General features: G+C 63.9%; 23 protein-coding genes and 1 tRNA gene. 9 read left to right on the top strand and 15 right to left on the bottom strand.

What is annotated here, in order from left to right:
* Positions 1-38 precede the first annotated feature (38 nt).
* From EK416_RS07640 to EK416_RS07610, 7 genes are all read right to left on the bottom strand, one after another.
* Positions 39-1,325 (bottom strand): C40 family peptidase, encoded by a 1,287-nt coding sequence (locus EK416_RS07640; protein WP_127076916.1) that lies wholly within the window; start codon positions 1,323-1,325, stop codon positions 39-41.
* Entirely contained in the window at positions 1,322-2,746 is a 1,425-nt protein-coding gene (locus EK416_RS07635) for a leucyl aminopeptidase family protein (protein ID WP_127076915.1), read from the bottom strand. The genes EK416_RS07640 and EK416_RS07635 overlap by 4 nt, the downstream gene beginning before the upstream one ends.
* Positions 2,747-2,862: 116 nt before the next feature.
* Positions 2,863-3,348 (bottom strand): A24 family peptidase, encoded by a 486-nt coding sequence (locus EK416_RS07630; RefSeq protein WP_127076914.1) that lies wholly within the window; start codon positions 3,346-3,348, stop codon positions 2,863-2,865.
* Between the two features lie 21 nt (positions 3,349-3,369).
* Positions 3,370-3,552, bottom strand: a complete 183-nt coding sequence (locus EK416_RS07625; RefSeq protein WP_037234556.1) for a Flp family type IVb pilin — start codon at positions 3,550-3,552, stop codon at positions 3,370-3,372.
* 199 nt (positions 3,553-3,751) lie between these two features.
* Complete coding sequence (locus tag EK416_RS07620; protein ID WP_127076913.1) at positions 3,752-4,663, bottom strand: cell envelope integrity EipB family protein; 912 nt, start codon at positions 4,661-4,663, stop codon at positions 3,752-3,754.
* A 54-nt stretch (positions 4,664-4,717) separates the two neighbouring features.
* On the bottom strand, positions 4,718-6,238 hold the full coding sequence (locus tag EK416_RS07615; RefSeq protein ID WP_127076912.1) for an alpha/beta hydrolase: 1,521 nt from the start codon (positions 6,236-6,238) through the stop codon (positions 4,718-4,720).
* 108 nt (positions 6,239-6,346) lie between these two features.
* Entirely contained in the window at positions 6,347-7,108 is a 762-nt protein-coding gene (locus EK416_RS07610; RefSeq protein WP_127076911.1) for a class I SAM-dependent methyltransferase, read from the bottom strand.
* Between the two features lie 137 nt (positions 7,109-7,245).
* On the opposite strand from EK416_RS07610, the gene EK416_RS07605 reads away from it, so the two are divergent.
* Positions 7,246-8,526, top strand: coding sequence for a DUF3422 family protein (locus tag EK416_RS07605; protein WP_245433985.1), 1,281 nt, complete (start codon positions 7,246-7,248; stop codon positions 8,524-8,526).
* Between the two features lie 98 nt (positions 8,527-8,624).
* Positions 8,625-9,278 (top strand): PAQR family membrane homeostasis protein TrhA, encoded by a 654-nt coding sequence (gene trhA, locus EK416_RS07600; protein ID WP_127076909.1) that lies wholly within the window; start codon positions 8,625-8,627, stop codon positions 9,276-9,278.
* A gap of 47 nt (positions 9,279-9,325) precedes the next feature.
* Here the strand turns inward: trhA and leuD are convergent, their stop codons facing one another.
* The 3 genes from leuD to EK416_RS07585 form a co-directional block, all read right to left on the bottom strand.
* Positions 9,326-9,931 (bottom strand): 3-isopropylmalate dehydratase small subunit, encoded by a 606-nt coding sequence (gene leuD / locus EK416_RS07595; protein ID WP_127076908.1) that lies wholly within the window; start codon positions 9,929-9,931, stop codon positions 9,326-9,328.
* A gap of 45 nt (positions 9,932-9,976) precedes the next feature.
* The gene (locus EK416_RS07590) at positions 9,977-11,446 is read right to left on the bottom strand and encodes an amidase (protein ID WP_127076907.1); all 1,470 of its coding nucleotides are present in this window, start codon (positions 11,444-11,446) and stop codon (positions 9,977-9,979) included.
* A 102-nt stretch (positions 11,447-11,548) separates the two neighbouring features.
* Positions 11,549-12,376 (bottom strand): class I SAM-dependent methyltransferase, encoded by an 828-nt coding sequence (locus EK416_RS07585; protein WP_164729913.1) that lies wholly within the window; start codon positions 12,374-12,376, stop codon positions 11,549-11,551.
* Positions 12,377-12,569: 193 nt separating this feature from the next.
* Between EK416_RS07585 and EK416_RS07580 the strand changes: the two genes are divergently transcribed.
* The 3 genes from EK416_RS07580 to EK416_RS07570 all read left to right on the top strand — a co-directional run bounded on the left by EK416_RS07580 (position 12,570) and on the right by EK416_RS07570 (position 15,121).
* Positions 12,570-14,018, top strand: a complete 1,449-nt coding sequence (locus EK416_RS07580; protein ID WP_127076905.1) for a tryptophanase — start codon at positions 12,570-12,572, stop codon at positions 14,016-14,018.
* A gap of 117 nt (positions 14,019-14,135) precedes the next feature.
* Entirely contained in the window at positions 14,136-14,885 is a 750-nt protein-coding gene (locus EK416_RS07575) for an SDR family oxidoreductase (protein ID WP_127076904.1), read from the top strand.
* A gap of 159 nt (positions 14,886-15,044) precedes the next feature.
* Positions 15,045-15,121: transfer RNA gene (locus EK416_RS07570), tRNA-Pro, on the top strand.
* A 146-nt stretch (positions 15,122-15,267) separates the two neighbouring features.
* Here the strand turns inward: EK416_RS07570 and EK416_RS07565 are convergent.
* From EK416_RS07565 to EK416_RS07555, 3 genes are all read right to left on the bottom strand, one after another.
* The gene (locus EK416_RS07565; protein WP_127076903.1) at positions 15,268-16,068 is read right to left on the bottom strand and encodes a hypothetical protein; all 801 of its coding nucleotides are present in this window, start codon (positions 16,066-16,068) and stop codon (positions 15,268-15,270) included.
* Between the two features lie 211 nt (positions 16,069-16,279).
* Positions 16,280-16,969 (bottom strand): ABC transporter permease, encoded by a 690-nt coding sequence (locus EK416_RS07560; RefSeq protein WP_127076902.1) that lies wholly within the window; start codon positions 16,967-16,969, stop codon positions 16,280-16,282.
* Positions 16,966-17,661, bottom strand: a complete 696-nt coding sequence (locus EK416_RS07555; RefSeq protein ID WP_127076901.1) for an ABC transporter permease — start codon at positions 17,659-17,661, stop codon at positions 16,966-16,968. Before EK416_RS07555 ends, EK416_RS07560 begins: the two co-directional genes overlap by 4 nt.
* A 196-nt stretch (positions 17,662-17,857) precedes the next feature.
* Here EK416_RS07555 and EK416_RS07550 point away from each other — a divergent pair, with 196 nt between their 5' ends.
* Entirely contained in the window at positions 17,858-18,256 is a 399-nt protein-coding gene (locus EK416_RS07550; RefSeq protein WP_127076900.1) for a hypothetical protein, read from the top strand.
* 276 nt (positions 18,257-18,532) lie between these two features.
* On the top strand, positions 18,533-19,543 hold the full coding sequence (locus tag EK416_RS07545; RefSeq protein ID WP_127076899.1) for a D-alanine--D-alanine ligase family protein: 1,011 nt from the start codon (positions 18,533-18,535) through the stop codon (positions 19,541-19,543).
* A gap of 55 nt (positions 19,544-19,598) precedes the next feature.
* Here the strand turns inward: EK416_RS07545 and EK416_RS07540 are convergent, their stop codons facing one another.
* Positions 19,599-20,243: a TlpA family protein disulfide reductase gene (locus EK416_RS07540; RefSeq protein WP_127076898.1), complete on the bottom strand. Its 645-nt coding sequence runs from the start codon at positions 20,241-20,243 to the stop codon at positions 19,599-19,601.
* 156 nt (positions 20,244-20,399) lie between these two features.
* Positions 20,400-20,711 carry a hypothetical protein gene (locus EK416_RS07535; RefSeq protein ID WP_127076897.1) on the bottom strand — a complete coding sequence of 104 codons (312 nt, stop codon included), beginning with the start codon at positions 20,709-20,711 and terminating at the stop codon, positions 20,400-20,402.
* Positions 20,712-21,098: 387 nt separating this feature from the next.
* Here EK416_RS07535 and argH point away from each other — a divergent pair, with 387 nt between their 5' ends.
* Positions 21,099-22,496 (top strand): argininosuccinate lyase, encoded by a 1,398-nt coding sequence (gene argH / locus EK416_RS07530; protein ID WP_127076896.1) that lies wholly within the window; start codon positions 21,099-21,101, stop codon positions 22,494-22,496.
* A gap of 128 nt (positions 22,497-22,624) precedes the next feature.
* Positions 22,625-22,798 (top strand): lipoprotein, encoded by a 174-nt coding sequence (locus tag EK416_RS17710; protein ID WP_164729912.1) that lies wholly within the window; start codon positions 22,625-22,627, stop codon positions 22,796-22,798.

Raw genomic sequence — 22,798 nt, 5'->3', positions numbered from 1 at the left:
AGCGATTTCGCGTTTTCCGAGGAGAAGCGATAACGCTCCTACGCACCGTCCTTCTGGGCTTCGGGCGCAGGTCCGCGCTGGGCTGATCCCTGCTGCTGCGCGCCATTTTCAGCCGTGGAACGACGGGCAAGTTCTTGCGCCGCGCGCTTGGCGGCTGCTTCGAGCTGGGACTGAGCCGGGGCGGCGTGCGATTCCGCCTTCTGCGGCGCTGCCTGTGGGGCAACCGCCTGCGTCAGCGCCGCGCGTTGCCTCTCGCTTCTGGCCGGTGAAGGCGCCGTGGCGGGGCGTTCCCCTTGTGCTGGCGATGGCCAGGCCGGGGCCGCACCCGCCGGGGCAGCGGTCGGCGCCGTGGCCGGGATGTTTTGCGGCGCTTCACGCTGTTGCGCAGCAGGCGCGGATTGTGCCCGCGCCGGAGGCTTTGGCCCGACAGGTTCGGACGCCGCATCCTGCGGCTCAGGCATCGCCTTCGGCTCAAGGTTCGGACGGATGATCGCAAGAACCGGGCTGCCCGCTTCGGCGTAGCGTTCCACGGCGCGCCGTATCTGCTCCACGACGACTTCCATGTGATGGCCGCTCGCGTGGATCATCCAGTCCGGCGACTGCGCGATGGCGACGTGGCCTTTCCAGAAGATCAGGTCGCCGCGCTGGATGGCGTCGAGATTGGCAGGGTCCAGCGCCTCGCCTGCATTCGCCATTTGCATGTCGGTGTCGCGAAGCGAGGGCACGCCCGCCGCCTGCAACGAAACCTGCACGAGGCCAGAACAGTCGATCCCGAGCGATGTCTTGCCGCCCCAAAGATAGGGCACGCCGACCATGCGCTCAGCCACCCGGACGAAGTCTCGCGCGCGCTCGCGGATGCCAACCAGATGATCGGCGAATATGAAGCCGCCGCGCGACAGTTCAAGGAAGCGGCCATCCGCGCGGCTGATGGGCAGCACCGTCGCCGAAAAGCTGAGCTTCGTGATGGGCGGACGCTTCATGTCCGGCACGGGATAGAGATAGGTGAGGCGCGCGCTTACGCGGTGCGTGTTGTCCTCGACCAGCGAGGACAGCGCGTCGAGCGGCATGTAGCCGACATAGCCGTCTTCCTGAAGCTGCACCCAGCCGAAGCCGTCACGAACCTCATAAAGCGTGACGAGTTCGCCAGACAACGCCTCGGTAGCCTGTTCGGCATCGAATTTGGGCGCGACGCGGACAGGCGCGGACGGCGCGGCGACCTGGCGCACTTCGCCCTGAACATAGCGTTGCGCGCGCACGCGGTCTTGCAGCGAAGCGGCGGCGAGATCTTCCCGGTAGGCGTTAAGGCGAGGATCGAGCTGTGTCATGCGCCTCTCCCATATTCGTTGCGGATCACCTCGAACATGGCACGTGCGCCTTGCGGCTCACCACCCATGGGCTTGCCGGGCAGTGCGCGCGGCGTCCAGCCGAAAATATCGAGATGCACATAACGTTTCGCGTTCTTCACGAAGCGCTTCAGGAACAGCGCCGCCGTGATCGATCCGGCGAACGGGCTGTTTGAAATGTGGTTCACATCGGCGACCTTGCTCTTGAGGTCGCGGTCGTATGGCATCCAGAACGGCAGCCGCCACAACGGATCGCCGACATGCGCGCCCGCCTTGTAGATGCTGTGCGCGAGAGCACTGTCGTCCGTATAGAACGGCGGCAGATCGGGGCCGAGCGCCACGCGCGCCGCGCCGGTCAGCGTGGCCATGTCGACGATCAGATCCGGGCCGTCCTCGTCGGCGTAGGACAGCGCGTCGGCCAGAACGAGGCGGCCTTCCGCGTCCGTGTTGCCAATCTCGACTGTAAGCCCCGCGCGGCTCCTGATGATGTCGCCCGGCCGGAACGCGTTGCCGGAGATGTTGTTGTCGGCGGTTGGCACGAGGATCCGAAGCCGCACCGGCAGCCTGGCGGCCATGATCATCGCGCCCAGCGCGATTACGCTCGCCGCGCCGCCCATGTCCTTTTTCATCAGCGCCATCGCGGACGACGGCTTGATGTCGAGACCGCCGGTATCGAAGCAGATGCCCTTGCCGACCAGCGTCACCTTGGGATGTTTCGTGTTGCCCCAATGAAGTTCGGCTAGGCAGGGCTCGCGCGTGGAGGCGCGTCCCACCGATTGCAGAAGCGGGAAGTTCTTTTCGAGGAACGCAGCGCCGCGAAGGATCTTCACATCGGCCTTGAAGGTGCGCGCCATGCCCGCAAAAGCCTCGGCGAGGTCGGACGGACCGAGATCGTTGGCGGGAATATTGATGAGTTCGCGCGCGAACCACACGGCCTGCGCGCGAGCGATCACAGCCGCGCGGTCGACGCCCTCGGGCAGCACGAGTGCACGGATGGGCTTCGGGTCGCGGGTGAAGTAGCGTCGGAACTCGTACGCACCGAGAAGCCACGCAAGGACGGCGTCCTCGGGCGCGCCGGGAAAGTCGGAAAGTTCGTACGTGCCCTCGGGCAAGGCGGCGGGCAGCGCGCCGAGCGCGAGCGCGGATGCGGGGGAGGGCTTCTCGTCTCCAAGCGCGAAGAGAACCTCGGCAATTCCGTTTTCGCCCGGCAGAAGCGCATGCGTGCCGGTTTTCGCCTTCCATCCGATGGCTTCGAGCCAGGCGGCCTGTGAGGGCGTGACGAAGCGGGCGAAATCGTCTCTAAGCTCGGCGCCGGGAAAAGCCCGGATTCTGATGGCGCCCTTGCCATGGGGCGCAAGAAGCTCGGAAATGTCGTCGTGAATGGTTTCGTAGGAAATCGTCATGCCTTGAACCTATAGGGGATCGGCGGCAGAAATGCACCCCTATAACGTGCAGAATGCTTGAGCGCGATCCGGACGCGAAAACGGCGGAGAAGGATAATTTCGGTGCAAAAAAGCCGCTAAATTGAGGCGAGCCACTCCGGCATCACGGCAAGGCCGCCCGCCGCGATGGCCGCGCCATAGGGGATCGCCGTTGCACGGTCGCGTGTGTGAGCGTCGGAGCGAAGAACGTCGCTCGCGAAATCGGCCGCGATGTAAACCAGCGCCAGTGCCCCTCCGGCGAGTGCCGTTCCGGCGAGAAACGGAAGCAGCAGATCCGGGCCGATCCAGAGGGATGCCACGGCAAGAAGCTTCGCGTCGCCCCCGCCGAGAAGGGAGGACGCGAAAAGTCCATAGGCGCAAACGAGAACCAGAAGCGCGCATCCTGCGTGCGAGACGACCCGCGCGGCATCGAGACCGGCGAGCAGCGCGAAAACGGCAAAGCATCCGGCCAGCAACAGCACCAGCCTGTTCGGTATCACGCGCGTCAGGAGATCGACGGCGGCGGCCCACACAAGCATCACGGGAAGGGCCGCCGCGACCGTCGACGTCAGGGACGATTCCATCGGCACTCACCTGAACGGCGGTTATTGCATCGTGTTGAACGAGCGCAGCATTTCGCGCACCCGCTCGAACATGATCTTCACCTCGTCGTTCATCTGGCCCGCGAGCGTGATCAGCGCCACGCAAAAACCGGCGGCGATCAGGCCAAGTTCGATGGCGGCCGCGCCCTGTTCGTCCATCCAGAATTCTTCAAGCTTCGCACGCATTACACACCTCCGACGATACGGACATCGCCTCCATGGAAGCGGCGTCTCCACGCACGTTAGGGGTACAAGATTTAACACGCATTTAATTCGATTTTTCGGCTCGCGGGTAACGCTCTGAATGGTTATCGCGAGGTTTAACAGGCCGTATTCCTGGACGCAGCGAAGCCCGCAACGCGCGAGCGAAACAGGCGCTTTCAGATCAGCGGCAGGGCGTGGACGGCAGGAATTCGATCGCGGACAACTCGCCGCTGAGCGCGAACGCTCCGTAGTCGAGCGTCAATTTCCGGCTGACACCGTTCGCATAGATGCGGAAAGAGACCTCGTATGTCGGCAGACCGTCTTTCTTGGCGTTCGGCTCATAATAACTGACGACAACCGGCCAGGACTGGATGCTGTCCAGATTTTCCGCGTTCTTGACCGCAGGCAATTGAGAATTGGCGGCCAGTTGCAGCGGCGCGCCGATCACGGTCGTGGTCTCGTAAATTTTCGTGCCCTTGTCGGAACCGTCGAAAAAGTCGGCCTGAAGGCGCGTTTCTCCGGCCTTTGCCGCTTTCAGGATGGCGATGGAATGCTGCGTCGGAAAATAGATGTTTCCAGGCAGCGTGAACGAACCCTTCTTCGGCTTGTAGAGCGTCACCGTCACGGCATCGCGAGCGCCCTGTGGCGAGCGGACTGCGAGCCCGGACGTTGCGTCGGCGGGCTTCGTGCTCTTGTTCATGTACTGCGATGTGTTGAAGCGGAAACGACGGCCTTCCCCGTCCTCGACGCTCTCGGATCGCGTATCGGTGGTGCTCTGTTTGCCCTCGCGGTCGTATATTTCCGTCACCAGCCGCGTGTTGAGCGTGTAGCCCTGGCACGCCGAGCCGGTGAAGTCGTAGACCAGTTCGCCGCGAATGTCGCTGATGTTGGAGCCTGCGCCGGTTCTTTCGAGAACGAGTTCGTACACGGCCCGGTGAGGAGCGAGTTCGATGGCATCGGCCGGCTTCTCCTGTGCCTGCGTGGGGCCGCAGGACACCGCGACACAGGCGGATATTCCGAACCATGCCGCTGCGGGCAACGTGAAAGACGTCATGAACGAACCATCGGGCGATGTTTTCTCAAGTGCAGTCATAAGGGATATCGAGGACAATAACAGCCGTTATAGGGCAGCGTCCTTGCCCATCGGTTACGGGCTTACAAGCGGAAACGTGACGGCAATCGCCCAGGCGAAGGCGAGCGCATTGGCGAGCCCCGCGACGAGCGGATCGTTCGTGCGCCGGTTCACCCATCCGCTGAACAGCCCATAGATGACGAAGAACACGAAAATGATCGGGATGATGAGGATCAGGAAGAACAGCTTCCCGAAATTGAGCGCGACGGCGAGCGCGAGCGAAGCGAGAAACAGCGCTTTGGTCGCCGGGTATCCGCCGGTCGCTGCGCCGTTTCCGCGCGTCAGCCATTCGTCCGCGAGAAAGAACAGGATCGTACCGCCAAGCACCGCGAACAGAAGCGGCAGGCGTTCCGGGATCGGGAAGAACGAGAGCACGTAGCGGTCGAGCGGCAGCCCGAAGGCTAGGATGCTGTAGGCTGCGACGAGCATCGCCGCGACCACGAACGCCACGTTGACCGGCGGCCTCGCCATGCCCTTGCCGCGCGTCGCGATCCAGAGCGCCGCGAGCGTGATGATCCCGTAGCATGCGAAGTGCATCGCGATGTAGTCGCCGAGCACGACCGGCAGAAATCCCGTCGGCATTTTCCAGAGGATGAGCGGCGTCAGCAGCGCCGGCGCTAGGGCGACCGGCCAGAAACGCCGCCATGAAAGCCCCGCGCCGAGCGGCGCCTGCGACACACGCGGCAGAAGCGAGGCAAGCGGCCACGCCAGTAACGTGACGCCGAAGAACAGCAGCGCTATGGCCGTGCCGCGATCCTCGACCGGTGCGTTTCCGCTTAGCCCGAATGCGCGGTTCAGCCAATCGAGTGCCGCTTCCATGCTCGCCGCGCTGTAAAGCACGCCGATATGCTCCGCGCCGGGGGACAGCGTGAAGCGGCGCGCGGTGCCGTCCGCGAAACTTCCGTAGATCACGCCGGGTTCGGCCGCGCCGCCCGACACCATGCCGACCACGCGGCGCGCCTCGTCATGCAGCATGCCGAATTCCGCCGCGCCGTCTATGGCGGCGAGGTTCTTCGGGCTCGTCTGCGTGACCACGGGCGAGAACATCGACACCGCGACCACCGCCGCCACCTCGGGATGCGCCTGCGCGAATCGCACTACGATATCGCTCGACATGGAATGGCCGAGCACGGCGATGCGCCCGTCGCTCTCGGGCAGCGCTTTCGCGAGTGCCGCCACCTCGCCGAGTTGCGCCAGAAGCCTTGGCGTCGGCCCTTCCTCGACCTTCGTGATGTCGCCCCGCATCGGCTCCGGGTTCCGGCCGTGGCCGAGGCTGTCATAGGTGACGGCGATATAGCCGTTGCGCGCGAGCGTGATCGCAAAGGGCTGCATGAGCTGCTGCGATCCGGCGAAGCCGTGCGCGATCAGCACCACCGGGCCTTTCGCGGTCGTCTCCGCCCGGAACACCGTCACCGGCGTATCGCCCGCCTGCATCCGAGTCACGGCGAGACCGTGCGTCGCGCCTTCGAGCCGCCAGAGGCCGAACGCGATGCAAGCGAGCGCGATTGCGGCGGCGATGATGCGGAAGGGTGTCATGAAAGAACCGGGTGCTTGAGGACGGGGTGAGAATAGCGCAACCTAAGCCGATTGCCGACCTCCCTCAACAGCGGCTACGACTGTCAGGCCGCCAATCGACCCAAGCTCTTATTGGCGGATTTTTCGGAAGATAACCTGATCCTCGTGAAAGGCCAGAACAGATAGGTAGTTCTTGTGGACCTTCAGGAACGCGTCTATCGCCTCATAGGGCCCCGGATCATTGGGCTTCAGTTTCAAATCTCGTCTCAGCTTGTCGGTCAAAGCATAGCGGCTGCAAATGATTATGCCGTCCAGCTTTACGAGGTTCCAGACGCCGACGAGATCGGCCAACATGGATACGCCTTTCCCGGACCCGTCTATGAAGGCCAGATCGAAGGTGTTCAGGGGCAATTCCCTGAGTTTCTGGCTGGACGGCCCCACAAGAACCTGAAAACGGTCCGCTTGCCCCGACAAATCGACGTTCGATGAAAATCGCTGTTGAATTCCTTCTTCCTCGAAGGCGTCGATGACTGTTATTTTTGAAGTCGGGTGCGTCAGGATGTTTTCCAGCACCCACAATGCGGAGCGTCCTTCAAAAGTGCCTATCTCGAGATACTGAAGTCCCGGTTTTCCCTTCACTTCATTGAGGAGGCGCGTCCAGGACGGGATCCGGCTATCGAACCAGTTCGTGGAGAAGGCATATGGCTTCGTCGACCATCTTGCCGCCCCTCCCGGCGTGTTCGCGACCGAGAAACCCAGTGGTATACTTATAAACAACGCGCAAATCAGAAGCCGACGCAGAAACATATATTCGCTTTCCCTCTCGAAGACCTGCCCGCCAGTTCGCGCGGTGCTGTCGGCGCTCCCTGATGTAAGGCGGTCACCGGCCAACCAAAGCCAAATCCCATAGCCGATGTCCAGCCCCCCTACGGCGATAGTTGCTCCCTGCGATGCAAGAACGCCTCACAGTGCTGCGACGCAGCAAAGACGCCCTTGACGGGCGGGCGCGAATACCACAGTTACCGCTTATGACGCTGCCGACGAATCATCCCCTGCGCATTGTCCTCAACGACGAGGTGCACGCCCGCACGCCCGAGGCGCTGAACGCCCCGTGCCGCATTTCCTACCTCGCCTTCAAGACCGACGAAGCCACGCGCGGAGACATCGGCCGCAAGGTTCAGGAGCTTGCCGAGCGCTTCGGGCGGCCGGTGCCCGACGACAAGGCGACCCACTACAGCGAAAACTTCGGTTCGTTTCGCTTTACTTATGAGCGCCACTCCGAATTCTCGCGTTTCATGGTTTTCACGGAAGGTCCGAACGGCGAGCTTTTCGGCCATCCGGCCATCAAGGCGCTTCCCGACGACTGGGTGGCGGGTTTGCCCGGCTCGCTGATCGTCGCCGCGAACGTCGAACTCGTGCGCGGCGCGGATTCGCTGCCCGATCCCGATGAAATCTCGGCGCGCTATTTCGGCGGGAACGTGCTTGTCGGCGCGACCGTGGCGAGCGGCGCGGGCCGAGCCTACACGGATTTTCGCATTCACGACGACGGCTTCACCCGCTTTCTGATGCAGGACATCTCGCTGACGCCCCGGCAGGCGGGGCGCCTCGCGCAGCGCCTTCTGGAAATCGACAGTTACCGCATGATGGCGCTTCTGGCTTTCCCGCTCGCGCGCGATCTTTCGCCGTTCCTGTCGACATGCGAGGGGGAACTGGCCCGGATCACGGCGGCGCTCGTCAAGCCCGGCGATATCAACGAGCCGGAGCTTCTGGAACGTCTGACGACGCTCCAGGCCGAGATCGAAAATCGCCGCTCCACCAGCGCCTACCGTTTCGCGGCTGCTGCCGCCTATTACGACATCGTGAAGCATCGCATCGCCGAACTGCGCGAGGGCCGCATCGAGGGTCTTCAGATGTTCCAGGAGTTCACCGAGCGCCGCCTCGAACCGGCGATGAGCACTTGCGCCGCCGCAACCGCGCGCCAGGAATCGCTCTCGACGCGCGTGGCGCAGGCGACGCAGCTTCTCTCCACCAAGGTGGACGTAACCCTCGAACAGCAAAATCAGGCCGTGCTCGCCTCGATGGACCGCCGTGCGCAGCTTCAGCTTCGCTTGCAGGAAACGGTCGAAGGGCTGTCGGTCGCGGCCATCACCTATTACATCGTGGGGCTGGTCGGTTATGCCGCCAAGGGCCTGAAGACGGCGGAACTGATCGCCTTCAACCCCGAGATCATCATGGGGGCAAGCATCCCGATCGTGGCCGCGCTCGTCTTCTGGGGCACGAGCCGCGTGAAGGCGCATCTGGCGAAGTAGGAGCGTCGGCGGTTGTGTTGTCGCAAGCCGGCGCTTGGACATCGCTCGGACGCCTCGGGCGTCATGACTATGCCTCCTCGCCGGCGCAAGCTGACCGCATGAAAGACGCGCGTTTCCTTTTCCCCACCTACACCAGGGCCGAACAGATCGCCGACGCCGGTGTGCACGCGGCGGGCGTGACCTTTGCCGCGCTCGCGAGCGGCTGGCTCCTCGTGGAGGCGGCAGGGACGGTGCCGGATTCGCACCTTGCCGCCCTGATCGTCTATTGTCTCGGCCTCATCGCCATGTTCGGGGCATCGGCGGCCTACAATCTCACACCGGAACGGCGTGCGAAGGAGTTTCTGCGACGCGCCGATCACGCCGCGATCTTCGTCATGATCGCCGGCAGCTACACGCCTTTCGCGGTCGTGGTCGGCGGCGGAGCGGGCGCGGGCATGCTGGCCGCCGTTTGGGCTATCGCGGCTCTCGGCGTCTTCGTGAAGCTGCGCTTTCCGCGCCGGTTCGACAAGCTGTCTGTCGCGCTCTATCTCGCGCAAGGCTGGATCGTGCTCGTGGCGTTGCGCCCGCTTGTGCGCACGCTCCCCGATGACGCGCTGACGCTCCTCATCGCGGGCGGCGTGGTCTACACTGCGGGCGTTCCGTTCCATCTCATGGAATGGATGCGCTTCCACAATGTGATCTGGCACGTGTTCGTGCTCGCGGGCGCGGCCACGCAGTTCTTCGCGATCCGCGCGGCGGTGCTTACCAACTAAAAAGGCCGGGGAATGCCCGGCCCTTGCATCGTTCCATGCCGCGCGGCTCAAGCCCAGGGGCGCGAAAGCTGCGACGTGGTTTCGTAAAGCTCGATCTTGTCGGCCTTCTGCATTGTGAGGCCGATGTCGTCGAGGCCCTCGATCAGGCACTTCTTGCGGAACGGATCGATGTCGAAGCGCACCACGCCGCCATCCGGGCCGCGAATTTCCTGCGCTTCAAGGTCCACCGTCAGCGTGGCGTTCGATCCGCGCTCGGCGTCGTCCATCAACTTCGCGAGGTCTTCCGGGCTGACCTTGATCGGCAGGATGCCGTTCTTGAAGCAGTTGTTGTAGAAGATGTCGGCGAACGAGGTCGAGATCACGCAGCGAATGCCGAAATCGAGCAGCGCCCACGGCGCGTGCTCGCGGCTCGAACCGCAGCCGAAATTGTCGCCCGCGACGAGGATCTTCGACGCGCGATAGGCGGGCTTGTTCAGCACGAAATCCGCGTTCTCGTTGCCCGCCTCATCATAGCGCATTTCGTAGAACAGCGACTTGCCGAGACCCGTGCGCTTGATCGTCTTCAGGAACTGCTTCGGGATGATCATGTCGGTGTCGATGTTGATCAGCGGAAGCGGAGCGGCGACGCTCGTCAGCGTGGTGAATTTTTCCATGGGAATTTTCCTTTTCCTGTTCTTTTAGCGCGCGCGGCGAAAGGATCAAGCGGGTTGGCGAGCGGATGCGCCCGACCATACGCGCGGGCGCCTTTGCGTCCATGGGGCGGCCTGCTCCAGTTCGCGTCCGAGGCGAAGCAGAAGGCCGTCATCGCCCACACGTCCCGCAACCTGAATGCCGATTGGAAGGCTGTCCGGCGTCTCGCACAGCGGCAGCGAAATCGCGGGCTGGCCAGACATGTTGAACGGCGCGGCGAAAGCGGCAAATGCGAAACTCTTGCGGGCGACCGCTCGAACGATGGTTCGCATGCGCTGCGGCGAGCCTGCCGCGTCTGCGATCTTCGCCGCCGTCTTCTCGGGAAACGGCGCGCCCGCCTCGCTGATGTGGAGCGGCGGCGTGGCGAGCACGGGGGAGAGCAACACATCGTAGTGCGCGAAAAAGTCGATCAGCTTCGCGCTTTCCGCGCGTAGGACCGCCTGCGCCTCGGTGCGCTGCGCCATGAGGTGGCCGCCGATGGTCGCGAGCGTCCAGGTGCCGAACTCGACATCATCCCTTGTGGCGGCGCGGCCAAGTACGGCGGCCGGAAACTTGTCGAGCATGACCCGCGCGCCAGCCGCCCATTCGATCAGGAAGGCGGAGGCGAAAGCGTCGTAATCGAGCGCCGGTTCCGCGTCGTCGACATGGTGGCCGAGCGAGGCGAGGAGGCGCGCGGCCTCGTCCAGCGCGTCCTTAACGACCGGCGAAACGGCACCCGCCAGCATCGCGGAACGCACCACCGCGACGCGAAGGCGCGGCGGCGGCGCATCGAGGCCTGCGAGGAAGTTTGCATCTCGCCCACTGGTGGCATCGAGCGCGGCGGCGCTGTCGCGCACGGTGCGGCTCACCACATGGTCGACGATGTAATCCGGCGTGAACGGCTCGACAGGGTTCAGCCCGCGCGACGTCTTGAGGCCGACAAGCCCGCAGCAACTCGCCGGGATGCGGATCGAGCCGCCGCCGTCCGACGCATGCGCCACGGGCACCACGCCCGACGCCACGGCTGCCGCCGCGCCACCCGACGAGCCGCCCGGCGTGCGCTCGGTATCCCACGGGTTGCGGCAGGGGCCGAACAGCGCCGGTTCCGTCACCGGCACGAGGCCGAATTCCGGCACGTTCGTCTTGCCGAAGGCGATGAGGCCCGCCGTCTTGAAACGCTTGACGATCTCGCCGTCATAGGTGGGCACGTAATTCGCGAAAAGCTTCGAGCCGCAGGTGAGTGGCGCGCCGCCGAGCGGCGGCCCGAGGTCTTTGACAAGGAACGGCACGCCCGCAAGCGGCGCATCCGGCGGCATGGCGTCGGCCTCGCGCGCGGCTTCCGCATCGCGGCGATACACGATGGCGTTCAGCGCCGGGTTCACGGCGTCCGCGCGCGCCTGTGCCTCGGCGAGAAGCTCGCCCGCCGAAACCTCGCGCCGCCGCACAAGCTCCGCGAGGCCCACCGCGTCGTAAGCGTCGTAATCCGCGAAGCCGCTCATCCCGCCAGCCCTTTCATTCATTGCACGCGCCGAGGGCTTAGCCGATTTCACGCCTCTTCGCCAATTTTCGGCTGCGGGCTGTCGCGATTGGCCCCTGCTCGTTCAGGCGGCGCGCAATCGCCGTTCGTCCGCCAGGCCCGGCTTTGTCGCGGCGGCAATGACATAGGTTCTGCATACCGTCGCGAAGTATCGCGCGATGGAGCGGCTCACCACCCCTGCCACGACCGATTGCCCGAAGGACATATGCCGCTTTCGCCGTTCCTCCGCCGGCCAGCGAGAGAGGTGGCGGCGGAAGCCGCCGAGACATGCATGCGTTGCATCCTTCACCTCGATATTCACAAACCCGGCTTTCTCCATTCGCCGCCGATATTCATCGAGGTCGCGCATGAAATTTTCGGGCGGCACCTGCCCGAAATTGCCGATGGGCTTCATGAATCCGCGAAACAGCATGTCGGTCATGACGAGCGTTCCGCCGGGTTTCAGCACGCGCGCGGCCTCTCGCAGAAAAGACTGGCGCGTGCTGAAGTGGAAAGCTGCCTCGACGCACATGACAGCATCGAAACTCTCTGCGGGGAAGTCGAGATGCGCCGCGTCCATTTTGATGAACGTGCAGCCCGGGGCGCGTTCGCGCGCCGAGGCGAGTTGCGCGTCCGAGATGTTGATGGCCGTGACGTTGCGCGGCTCATAGGTTCGGCAGAGCCTCTGCGTGGTGGCGCCGGGCCCGCAGGCGACGTCCAGAATCCGGCCACTCGCTTGCCCGATCAACGACACGAGTTCGTCGATCAGCGCTTCGCTTGCCTCGCGCTGCGAGGAAGGCTCCCCGTCCCACAGGCCGAAATTGTAGAATCCGCTGTTGTCGAAATACTGGCGATAGCCCGGGCTCGCCAGCGCCTTGTCGTAGGTGCGGATCATGCGTTCGCGCGAAGCCATATGGTTCTCCGTCGGAGCTTCATTCGTCGAGGGAACCCGCGGGGCGGATTTTCGGGTCCGTGGCGCATGTCGGACGACCATGCCCCGCATCCGGCTAAAGTCGAAGCGCCGCGTCTTATTTCCACATGGGATTGCCGAGGCAAAGGTTGTTACGTTTGCGCCGGGTCAACGAAAAATTTCACAAGAGGTCCCCGTGCCCAGAATTAAATTCCACAGCGGCGAAAGCATTCCGCTAGAGATGCATAAGGTCCGCATCGTCCAGAAGCTCAATCTCCTGCCGGTCGAGGACCGGCTCAAGGCGATCGACGAGGCGGGCAACAACACGTTCCTGTTGCAGAACTGCGATGTCTTCATGGACATGCTGACCGACAGCGGCGTGAACGCCATGAGCGACCAGCAACTCGCCGCCATGATGGTCGCGGACGACAGCTACGCGGGCAGCGCCACCTACACGCGTCTCGAAGCGAAGCTCCGCGAACTTTTCGGCATGCACTACATCCTGCCCGCACATCAGGGCCGCGCTTGCGAGAATATCCTCGCCCAGACCTTCGTGAAGCCCGGCGCCATTGTGCCGATGAACTATCATTTCACGACCACGAAGGCGCACATCGTGCTGAACGGCGGCGTGGTGGAAGAGCTTGTCACGAAGGCGGGGCTCGAGGTAACGAGCGATCTCCCGTTCAAGGGCGACATCGACACGGGCGCGCTCGAAGCCCTCGTCAAGAAGGAAGGCGCGGACAAGATCGCCTTCGTGCGCATGGAAGCGGGCACCAACCTCATCGGCGGCCAGCCGATTTCGCTCGCGAATCTCGCGGACGTCCGCCGTGTGTGCGACAAGTACGGCCTGATCCTCGTGCTCGACGCGAGCCTGCTCGCGGACAACCTCTACTTCCTGAAGGAGCGCGAGGACGCCTGCAAGGATCTCTCGATCCGCGAAATCACCCGCCGCGTCGCCGACCTCTGCGACATCATCTACTTCTCCGCCCGCAAGCTCGGCTGCGTACGCGGCGGCGGCATCTGCATCCGCGACGAGGGCCTTTACAAGCGCATGCGGGGGCTCGTGCCGCTTTATGAAGGCTTCCTCACCTATGGCGGCATGTCGGTCCGCGAGATCGAGGCCCTGACCGTCGGTCTCGAAGAGACGATGGACGAGGACATGATCAACCAGGGTCCGCAGTTCATCGCCTATATGGTGGGCGAACTCGTGAAGCGCGGCGTGCCTGTGATCACGCCGGCCGGCGGTCTCGGCTGTCACATCGATGCGATGCGCTTCCTCGATCACGTTCCGCAGGCGGAGTATCGCGCTGGCGCGCTCGCGTCGGCCTGTTACATCGCGTCGGGCGTGCGTGGCATGGAACGCGGCACCCTGTCCGAGCAGCGCAACCCGGATGGCAGCGAAGTCTTCTCGAACATGGAACTGCTGCGCCTCGCCCTGCCGCGCCGCGTGTTCACGCGGTCGCAGATCGACTACGCCATCGACCGCATCGACTGGCTCTATCAGAACCGCAAGCTGATCGGCGGGCTTGTCTTCGTCGAAGAGCCGGAGATCCTGCGCTTCTTCTACGGGCGGCTGAAGCCGGTATCCGACTGGCAGCAAAAGCTCGTCGCCAAGTTCCGCGCGGATTTCGGCGAGAGCCTCTAACCGGATCATGGGAGAGGGCGGACGGCGACGCTCCCGCCCTCTCCAAGCCGCCTCCGCTTCGCCCATTTCCGCCGTCCCTCGCGCCTGCTAGACTTGCAAAAAAAGCGGGAGGAATGGATGCGGCTACAGAACAAGATTGCCATCGTGACCGGCGCGGCGTCGGGTTTCGGCGCGGAAATCGCCCGCGTGTTCGCCCGAGAAGGCGCGAAGGTCGCCGTGCTCGACATCAATGCCGAGGGGGCGCGGGCGGTTGCGCGCGAGATCGGCGGTTCCGCCATCGCGATCACGGCCGACGTCACCAGGCGCGCCGACATCGACGCCGCTGTTGCCGCAACGCTCGACGCCTTCGGCGGCCTCGACATCGTCGTGAACAACGCGGGCTGGAGCCACAAGAACCGGCCTATGCTGGAGGTATCGGAAGACGAATTCGACCGCGTCTACGCGATCAACGTGAAGTCGATCTATCACATGGCGTTCGCCGCCGTGCCGGTGCTGGAGAAGCGCGGCGGCGGGGTGATCCTCAACATCGGCTCCACGGCGGGCATCCGGCCGCGCCCCGGCCTCACCTGGTACAATGGCTCGAAAGGCGCGGTGAACCTGCTGTCGCGCTCGATGGCGGTGGAGCTTGCGCCGAAGAGGATTCGTGTCAATTGCATCGCGCCGGTGATGGGCGTGACGGGGTTGCTCGAACAGTTCATGGGCCTGCCCGATACGCCGGACAATCGCGCGAAATTCACAGCGACGGTGCCGCTCGGTCGGCTGTCCGAGCCCGCCGACATTGCGAACGCCGCGCTTTATCTCGCCTCCGACGAAGCCGCCTTCGTAACGGGCGTCGTCCTGGAGGTGGACGGCGGCCGCACGATATGACGCGGAAGGTGATCGCGTGAGCCGGTCACGGCAGCCGCGCGTGGCATTCAAGCAAGGAGAGATCCCGTTTTCGTCCGTTCTCCGGTTGCATTTCGCGGCCGGAGCCCTTCAGACGGCGCTTGCTCTCGAATTCTTTGTGCTGTACGGGTTCAGATCTGTCGGGGCGTAGCGCAGCCTGGTAGCGCATCTGGTTTGGGACCAGAGGGTCGGGAGTTCGAATCTCTCCGCCCCGACCACTCGTGAGATGCCGGTTTTGACAACGCCGCCTCGCGATGGACGAGCGGGACGCACCACAATCCTAACCTGAAGATCCGACCGACGCGTACGCGGCAATTTGCCTTGTATGGCGGATCACGCACAGGTCACGGGCGTTGTTGCGAGCCTAAACTCGCGGGACTCGGGTGAGCAGTTCCAGTGCATCCCGATTGTACACGGTCGTTTTGTTGGGAGCCGTGCCCGTTGACATTGCAATGTCGCGCGGGAAGCCGCCGAGGCGCACGGCGAGAAGCAACGCCGCCCAGTTGACGCCGAAATCGCTGAAGCGGGGTTCCTCACGGACCACCCCGGCTACCTTGTCTTTTTCGTACTGCACTTTCGCCGCCAGAAATTCGTCCAGCCCGAGGATGTTTCGCAGACCCGCGACGACGAAGGGCGGCTTGCCGTCGTTGGCGATCATTTCCGCCTCGATCTTCGTTTGCGCGAGTTCGATGTCGCCGTCGTAGATTTCGCGCAGGAGGATTGCCGTCATTTGCGCCTTGCCGCCGGGCGCACCTCTGTTCGCCGCATCCTTTTCGTTCAGCGTGAAGATTTCGTCGGGTGTTTTTGAGAAGGGATCCTTGCTATTGATTTTGTTCCACCAATCGATCCGTTCGTCCGCCCGGCCCTTGCCGCCGCTTGCGTCCACGCCCTTCAGAATGACGTTCATCTCCCGCTCGGCCAGCTTCAGCCAGCCGTAAATTTTCTCAAGCTCGGTGCTGTAAAAGATATAGTTGAAAACGATGGCGACCACCCCGGCAACGCCGACGATGTAGATCAGCGTTTGAGCGCTCGGGATGTAATCGGTGATCGGGATATAGGGTGCCGCGTCGAACCACCGCGGCGGGCGACCGATCATCGCCTGAATGGCGAAGGGTGTCGCCACCATGAGGCCGAACAACAAGAGCGCTTTCAGCCAAACCCGCATCGGAACCCCTCAAGCCCGCCTTCCTGAGCTGCGACCCGTCTTCTCCGCGGCGCATCCCCGCCGAAAAAACCGCCCTCACGCCTCCATCAATCGCTTGACCGAAGCCGCTTCGCAATTCAAATCGCCATGCAACCATAGCTGTGACCGGGCTTTGGCGTAAGGCCCTTGCATCGGGATTGCGCGTCTGTCTCGCGCCGACCGCGCGAAATGGTTATGCCCGCGCGAGGTGACGGTTCAGCCGCCGGTCGAGCGCGTTCCAGATACGGCGGATGATCTCCACCGTGAGCACATAGACGAGCGCCGCCGCGATATAGGCTTGAAAGTCGTAGGTGCGCTGGAACGCGAGCTTTGCTGTTGCCAGCAGGTCGTAGACCGTGACGACGCTTGCCAGCGCGCTCGCCTTCACCATCAGGATCAGTTCATTGCCGAGAGGGCGCAGAGCGAGCCGGGCGGCCTGCGGCAGCACGATGCGACGCGCAACGAGCGCAGGCGGCATCGCGGCGGCCTTTGCGGCCTCGACCTGCCCGCGCGGCACGGCGCGAACGGCCCCGGCAAGGATTTCCGCCTGATAGGCGGCGGTGTGCAGCGTGAAGGTGAGGAGCGAGCAGTAGAACGGATCGCGGAACAGCCACCACAGCCCCGCCGCGTCGAGGCTCGCCTGAAACTGCGCGGAGCCGTAATAGACGAGGAAGAGCTGCGCGAGCAGCGGGGTGCCCCGCATCATATAAGTATAGCCGAACAGCGCCCCCGACAGCGCCCGCCCGCCATACGCACGCCCGAGCGCGACCGGCGCCGCGATCAGCAGGCCGAGCAGCGCAGAGCCGAAGGCAAGCTCCAGCGTTACGGCGAACCCTTCCACCATGCGCGGGCCGAAGCGCTCGAACAGGCTCCAGTTGATCATCGCGCGCCCCTGAAGCCGCGCCCCGCCGCGCGTTCGGCCCGTGCGATGGCGAGTGTCGAAAGCGCCGTCATGGCGAGGTAGATCGCGCAAGCCACCGCGTAGAACTTGAACGGCTCGCGCGTGGCCTGCACCGCGATGGTGGTCTCGCGCAGGAGGTCGTTCAGCGCGATGACGGACACAAGCGACGTGTCTTTCAACAGCACGAGCCAGTTATTGCCGAGGCCGGGGAGGGCGAAACGGAGCGCCTGAGGCAGCCGCACGCGGCGAAAAACCTGACGAGACGACATGCCGAAGCTTCGCGCCGCCTCTATCTGCCCCCGCTCGACTGCCGTCAGCGCCGCGAGAAAGACCTCGCTCGAATAGGCGCCGAACACGAGCGCGAGCGCCACGAGGCCCGCAACGAAAGGCGAAACCTGCACAGCTACCGGCAAGCCCGTGGCGGCGGCGATCTTCTGAAGCAGCATCTGGCCGCCGAAGTAAATGACAAGCAGCGTGAGCAGTTCGGGCAGCGCACGAAAAACGGTGGTGTAGGCTTCGGCGAGGCCGCGCGCGGCGGCGATATGCGAGGTCCTGGCCAGCGCCGCGGCGAGCCCCAGCGCGAGCCCGAAGGGAAGCGTCGCCAGTGCAAGGCCGACCGTCATGGCCGCGCCCTGGGCCAGCGCGCCGCTCCATTCTGAGATGACCCCGTCCAAGCCGCTCCCCGCTTCGCACGAAACCGGAAAAGCTTAAGCGCGAAGCCTTGCGCCCGGCAAGCGGCGATCCCGAAATCGCAAGGGATTGCGTTCGAGAAACTCCGAGGCGCGTCGCGCTTGAAGGGAGCCTCAATCGGTGGCACGAAAACAGTGCGCGCGCCGGTTTCGGCGCGTATCGCGAAAGGCACAGGAAACCATGGCTCGAAGCACTCCTTTCCTCGGCGTTTTCGGCCGGTTCGGACGATCCGAAAGCCTGCGTACACTCGACAAGGCGTTGCGCGCCGTCGACCTCCATCCCAATCTCGTGCCGGAAGCCGTCAAGCTGACCGTCGTCTCGCTTCTGATGGACGCGCACGGGGAGAATCCCCGCGAGCCCGATTATCGCCACGCGGCTGAACTTGTCGGCTATGTCGCGCTCGGCGCGGACGCGTTCGCAGTCGCGAATGGGGATGACGCCGCAGGCGATGCGGAACGCCGGATCGAGGCGGCGCTTGCCGACGAGGAAAGCCTCGATGCGAAGCTCATCCTGCTTGCGCTCCATTCGAACATTGTTCACCCGGCGGTGAAAGAGGCGTGGCAGCTCGAAAGCGATTGAGCCCGCAAACCTCGGCGCGCTCCCGGCTTCGTTCATCCGCCCCGGCACAAATCCGGTTACAGCGTCAGTCGAGCCGAACGATCCGCAAAAGCGGGTGCAGCCATGCGACAGGAGCCTGCTCACGGAGAAGTCAGCAGAAACTCGCTCCCTCGAAAGCCGGCCTCGCTGCGAGAGCATTCGAATTGTTTAGCGAAACGGATTATTTTCTCATCGAGTCGATCGTCTGCCTTCGGACGGTGTTTTCTCCGGGCAGGCCGCCCCCGAACGGAGCCTCTCATGCGTCCTTCGATTTCCGAACATCTGCTCGTCCCCCCTCTGACACCGTCAACGCGCATTCTTTTCATCGCACGTCACGCGCCGCTTGAGCCGGACTTCGCGGCGCGCGGCTTTGAAGGCGATGGCGGCTATCCGGGCTATTACGCGCGCGTGTTCCGCACCTTGCGCGACCTCGGCTATCGCATCCGCACCACGAGCGAGCCGCTCGCGCTTCTCGCCGGGAAGGGCGAAACCGACATCGTCTTCTCGCTCTACAACCGCATGCCGATCAACAATCCCGAAGTGTTCATCCCGTCGCTCTGCGAATATCTGCGCATCCCTTATGTCGGCGCGCGACCGAACATTCGCGCTCTCGCCGAGGACAAGTGGCTTGCGAAGCTCGCGGCGAAGGCCATCGGCATTCCGGTTTCCGAGGGTGCGGTCTACGCCGACGAGGCTGCGCTCGAAACGCCCCCCGGCTTTCCCGGCCCGTATTTCGTCAAGCAGCGGTTCGGCGCGGCATCCGAGGGCGTCAGCGCCGAGTCGATTCAGGACGATTGGGCGGGCGCCGCGCGCGTGGCGGCAAAGCTGATGGCGCGGGGCATGGCCGTGCTCGTCGAGGGCTATGCGCCCGGACTCGATATCACCGTTCCGGCGCTGGGAAGCGCGGGCGGTCCTCTCGTGCTCGGCGTCGTGCGTCCGCGCTCGGACAAGGCTGGCGGCATCATCACCGAAGACCTCAAGCGCAGCGATCCGCTCGGCTATGAGATGTTCGAGGCGGGCGACGTCGAGGAAGCTCTCCGCAACGATGTCGACGCGCTGTGGCGCGCCGCCGGCCCGATGGATTATTTCCGGATGGATTACCGCTTCGATCCCGAGACCGGACGACGCGTCTTCCTCGAATTCAATATCTGCTGTCATATCGGGCGCAGCGGCTCGATCTGCCTTGCGGCCTCGCAGCACGGGCTCAGCCAGGCCGATGTCCTCGGGCATGTGATCGAGTACAGTCTGAGGCGGCAGTCGTTCGGGTGAGCTTGTCGACGGGGCACACTTTCCAGACGCGTTGGAGCTGGCGGCACGCTGCGCCTCAGCGGCGCGTCGCTGCCGATTTCGCCCCCGCCATCGCCATGACCTTGGCGAAGACCTCCTCGCTGTCCCATTCCTCCGCGCCGTAGTAGCGCGCAACCTCGCGGCCTTCGCTGTCGAGGATGATCGTCAGGGGGAGGCGGTCCGCGTCGAGAGCGACGCTCAAGTCGCCGCTCGCCTCATTGAAGAGCGGGAGATTCTTGATGCCGACACGATCATAAAAGGCCTTCGGCTTGCCAAGGCCGCTGCGATCGGTGCTGACCGCCACGACAGCGAAATGCTCGCTGCCCTTCTGGGCTTGAAGCTTGTCGAGCGCGGGCATTTCGCGGATGCAGGGAGGGCACCACGTCGCCCAGATGTTAAGCAGCACGACCTTGCCCCGCCACTCCGAAAGGAAGCGCGCCTTACCGTCCGCGTCGTTGAAAGAAATTGCAGGCAGGGTGACGGGTCTTGCGTGCCGGATGAACTTGCCAGACTCGGCGGGCGCCGGAACCGTGACCGCCCCCGCACGCGGCTCGTCGGGTACGATCGAAGCGCGATCCATGAGCATGCCGACCACCATCACCGCGAGCGCCCCGGCCGCGGCAAGACCATAGATGATGAGGCCCTGCCTCCGCGCTCCGCCGTCGTCGTTCCCGGTTCCCATAAGCGGAAGCTTTTCATCAGGCGCGTCGTTCAGTCAAGGCGCCTGAAGGACGCAAAACATTTGTCGAACGCAACGACGAGGCGGAGAGTTGCCGCCAGCACGATCAAAGGCGAGATCGCCCCTGCAACCTCGCCCTTCACACATCAGCGAAATCGATCAGCGCGTGCCCATCCCGCGCACGCGGAGTGTCTTCGTCCTGCGATCGGCCAGACCCTTTCCATAAGCGTAGGCATAGCCGAGTGCCATCATGTCTCTCGCGGTCGGGAAAGTCTGAACGTCAACGCGACCTTCCTCCCCCGTATCGCCCTCATGGCTGGCGCTGAAGATTTCAGTTCGCTCGCGCGAGCGTCTCAGGCGTTCGGCGGGCACCATGCTCTCGCCCAGCTCGTAGTTCCGTGTCACGTCCCTGCCGCGCCATTCGGCAAGATCGATGCGGCTGCGTCGGGTCGTCTCAATGCCACGTTCCATGATAATCCTCCATCCGGCGGACGGCGCTGAAGCACTGTGCGCCAAAAGACCGTCGTGATATCAATACTTGAGCCGCGCAGGCGTTCCCGGCCGGTACGCAGGGGCCGGGTTGGTGCCCAAATTTTAGGCTGCTGAAAAAGCTGATATATTGGTGTTCAAGCCCGCTTGTACATTCGGCGGCAGCGCGCTAATGCTGCGCTTTAAGCCCTCTAGCGGTCCTCGTTCGGCATTTGCATCCGGTTGCCACATCCTTGCGAGCAATTGTCGATCATGGGGGAACGCTAACAACTCTATGATTGTCGTGGAGCCTTCATTTGACATTTGAGAGAGCGCTCGCAACAACCGGGGCTCAAATGTCGAATTCGTTCCGCGAGGCGAATGACAGCGATGGCCAATAAAATGTGGGGCGGGCGCTTCGAGACAAAGCCCGCCGAGATCATGGAGGAAATCAACGCCTCCATTTCGTTCGACCAGCGGTTCTACGCCGAAGACATCCGCGCGTCTCAGGCGCATGCGAAGATGCTCGGCGCGTGCGGGATCGTGACGGCGGAAGAGGCAGACGCGATCGTCGCGGGTCTCGATGTCGTGCGCGAGGAGATCGAGGGCGGGCGCTTCGAGTTTCGCCGCGAATATGAAGACATCCACATGGCGGTCGAAGCGCGGCTGAAGGACCTCATCGGGCCGGTCGCGGGCAAGCTCCACACGGGCCGCTCGCGCAACGATCAGGTGGCGACGGATTTCCGCCTTTATATTCGCGGCGCGATAGACCACCTCGACGAGCAGATCGCGGCGCTCCAGCTCGCGCTCGCAAGGAAGGCGGACGCTCACGCCGCGACCATCATGCCCGGCTTCACGCACATGCAGGTTGCCCAGCCGGTCACGTTCGGCCACCACTGCCTCGCCTATGTCGAGATGCTGGACCGCGACCGGGGCCGCTTCGCCGATGCAAGAAAGCGCGTAAACGAAAGCCCGCTCGGAGCGGCCGCGCTTGCGGGCACATCCTTCCCCATCGACCGGCACATGACGGCTTCAGCGCTCGGGTTCGAGCGTCCGCTCGCGAACTCGCTCGACTCCGTGTCCTCGCGCGACTTCGCGCTTGAGGCGCTCGCCGCCGCCGCGATCTGCGCCACGCACCTCTCGCGCCTGTCTGAAGAAATCGTCGTCTGGTTCAGTGCGGGCTTCCGGTTCATCACGCTGTCCGACCGCTTCACCACCGGCTCGTCGATCATGCCGCAGAAGCGCAATCCCGACGCCGCCGAACTCGTGCGCGCGAAGGTGGGCCGCGTCGCCGGCGCGTTCGTCTCGCTCCTGACCGTGATGAAGGGGCTCCCGCTCGCCTATTCCAAGGACATGCAGGAAGACAAGGAAGCCGTGTTCCTCGCCATCGACGCGCTGTCGCTCGGCCTCGCCGCGATGACGGGCATGATCGAAGACATGGAACCCGTGCCGGACCGCATGCGCGACGCCGCGGGTCAAGGCTTCTCGACCGCGACCGACCTTGCCGACTGGCTCGTGCTGCATGCACAGCTTCCGTTCCGCGAGGCGCATCACGTCACGGGCCGGATCGTGAAACACGCCGAAAATCTGGGTGTCGATCTCCACGAAGTGCCGCTGAAGGACATGCAGGCCGTCGAACCGCGTATCACGGAACGCATTTTCGACGTGCTGAACGTGGATAAGTCTGTGGAAAGCCGCCGCAGCTTTGGAGGCACAGCGCCGCAAAATGTGAAGGCGGCGGCCGAAATCTGGCTGAAGAAGCTGGAAGCCGCCGGAACTTCGCGGTAAAGACGGAGCAGGGATCGCGTGGATGAGACTGCGGGGCGGCACCATTCGTTTGACCGTCAGCGATGTACGCGAGGTGTAGGCTTGGTCAAGCCTTCGACATAAGCTTCGGGCGCGGTGACGGGGAAACGATGACTGGCTTGAGTCGCAATCTGGTACTGGCTTTTGTGCTCGCGCTCGGGCTGTCGGCCTGCGGCAAGAGAACCGACCTTCAACGTCCGCTTCCGCCGCCGGATGTGCCGAAAGACGCAAAAGGAAAGGTTGACCCGGATCGGCCCTTCATTCTGGACCCGCTTCTGCGTTAA

The organism is Rhodomicrobium lacus (genome assembly GCF_003992725.1).
GTDB lineage: Bacteria > Pseudomonadota > Alphaproteobacteria > Rhizobiales > Rhodomicrobiaceae > Rhodomicrobium > Rhodomicrobium lacus.
Note: the sequence above shows the minus strand (reverse complement) of the source record. Positions and strands in the feature narration are given on the sequence as shown.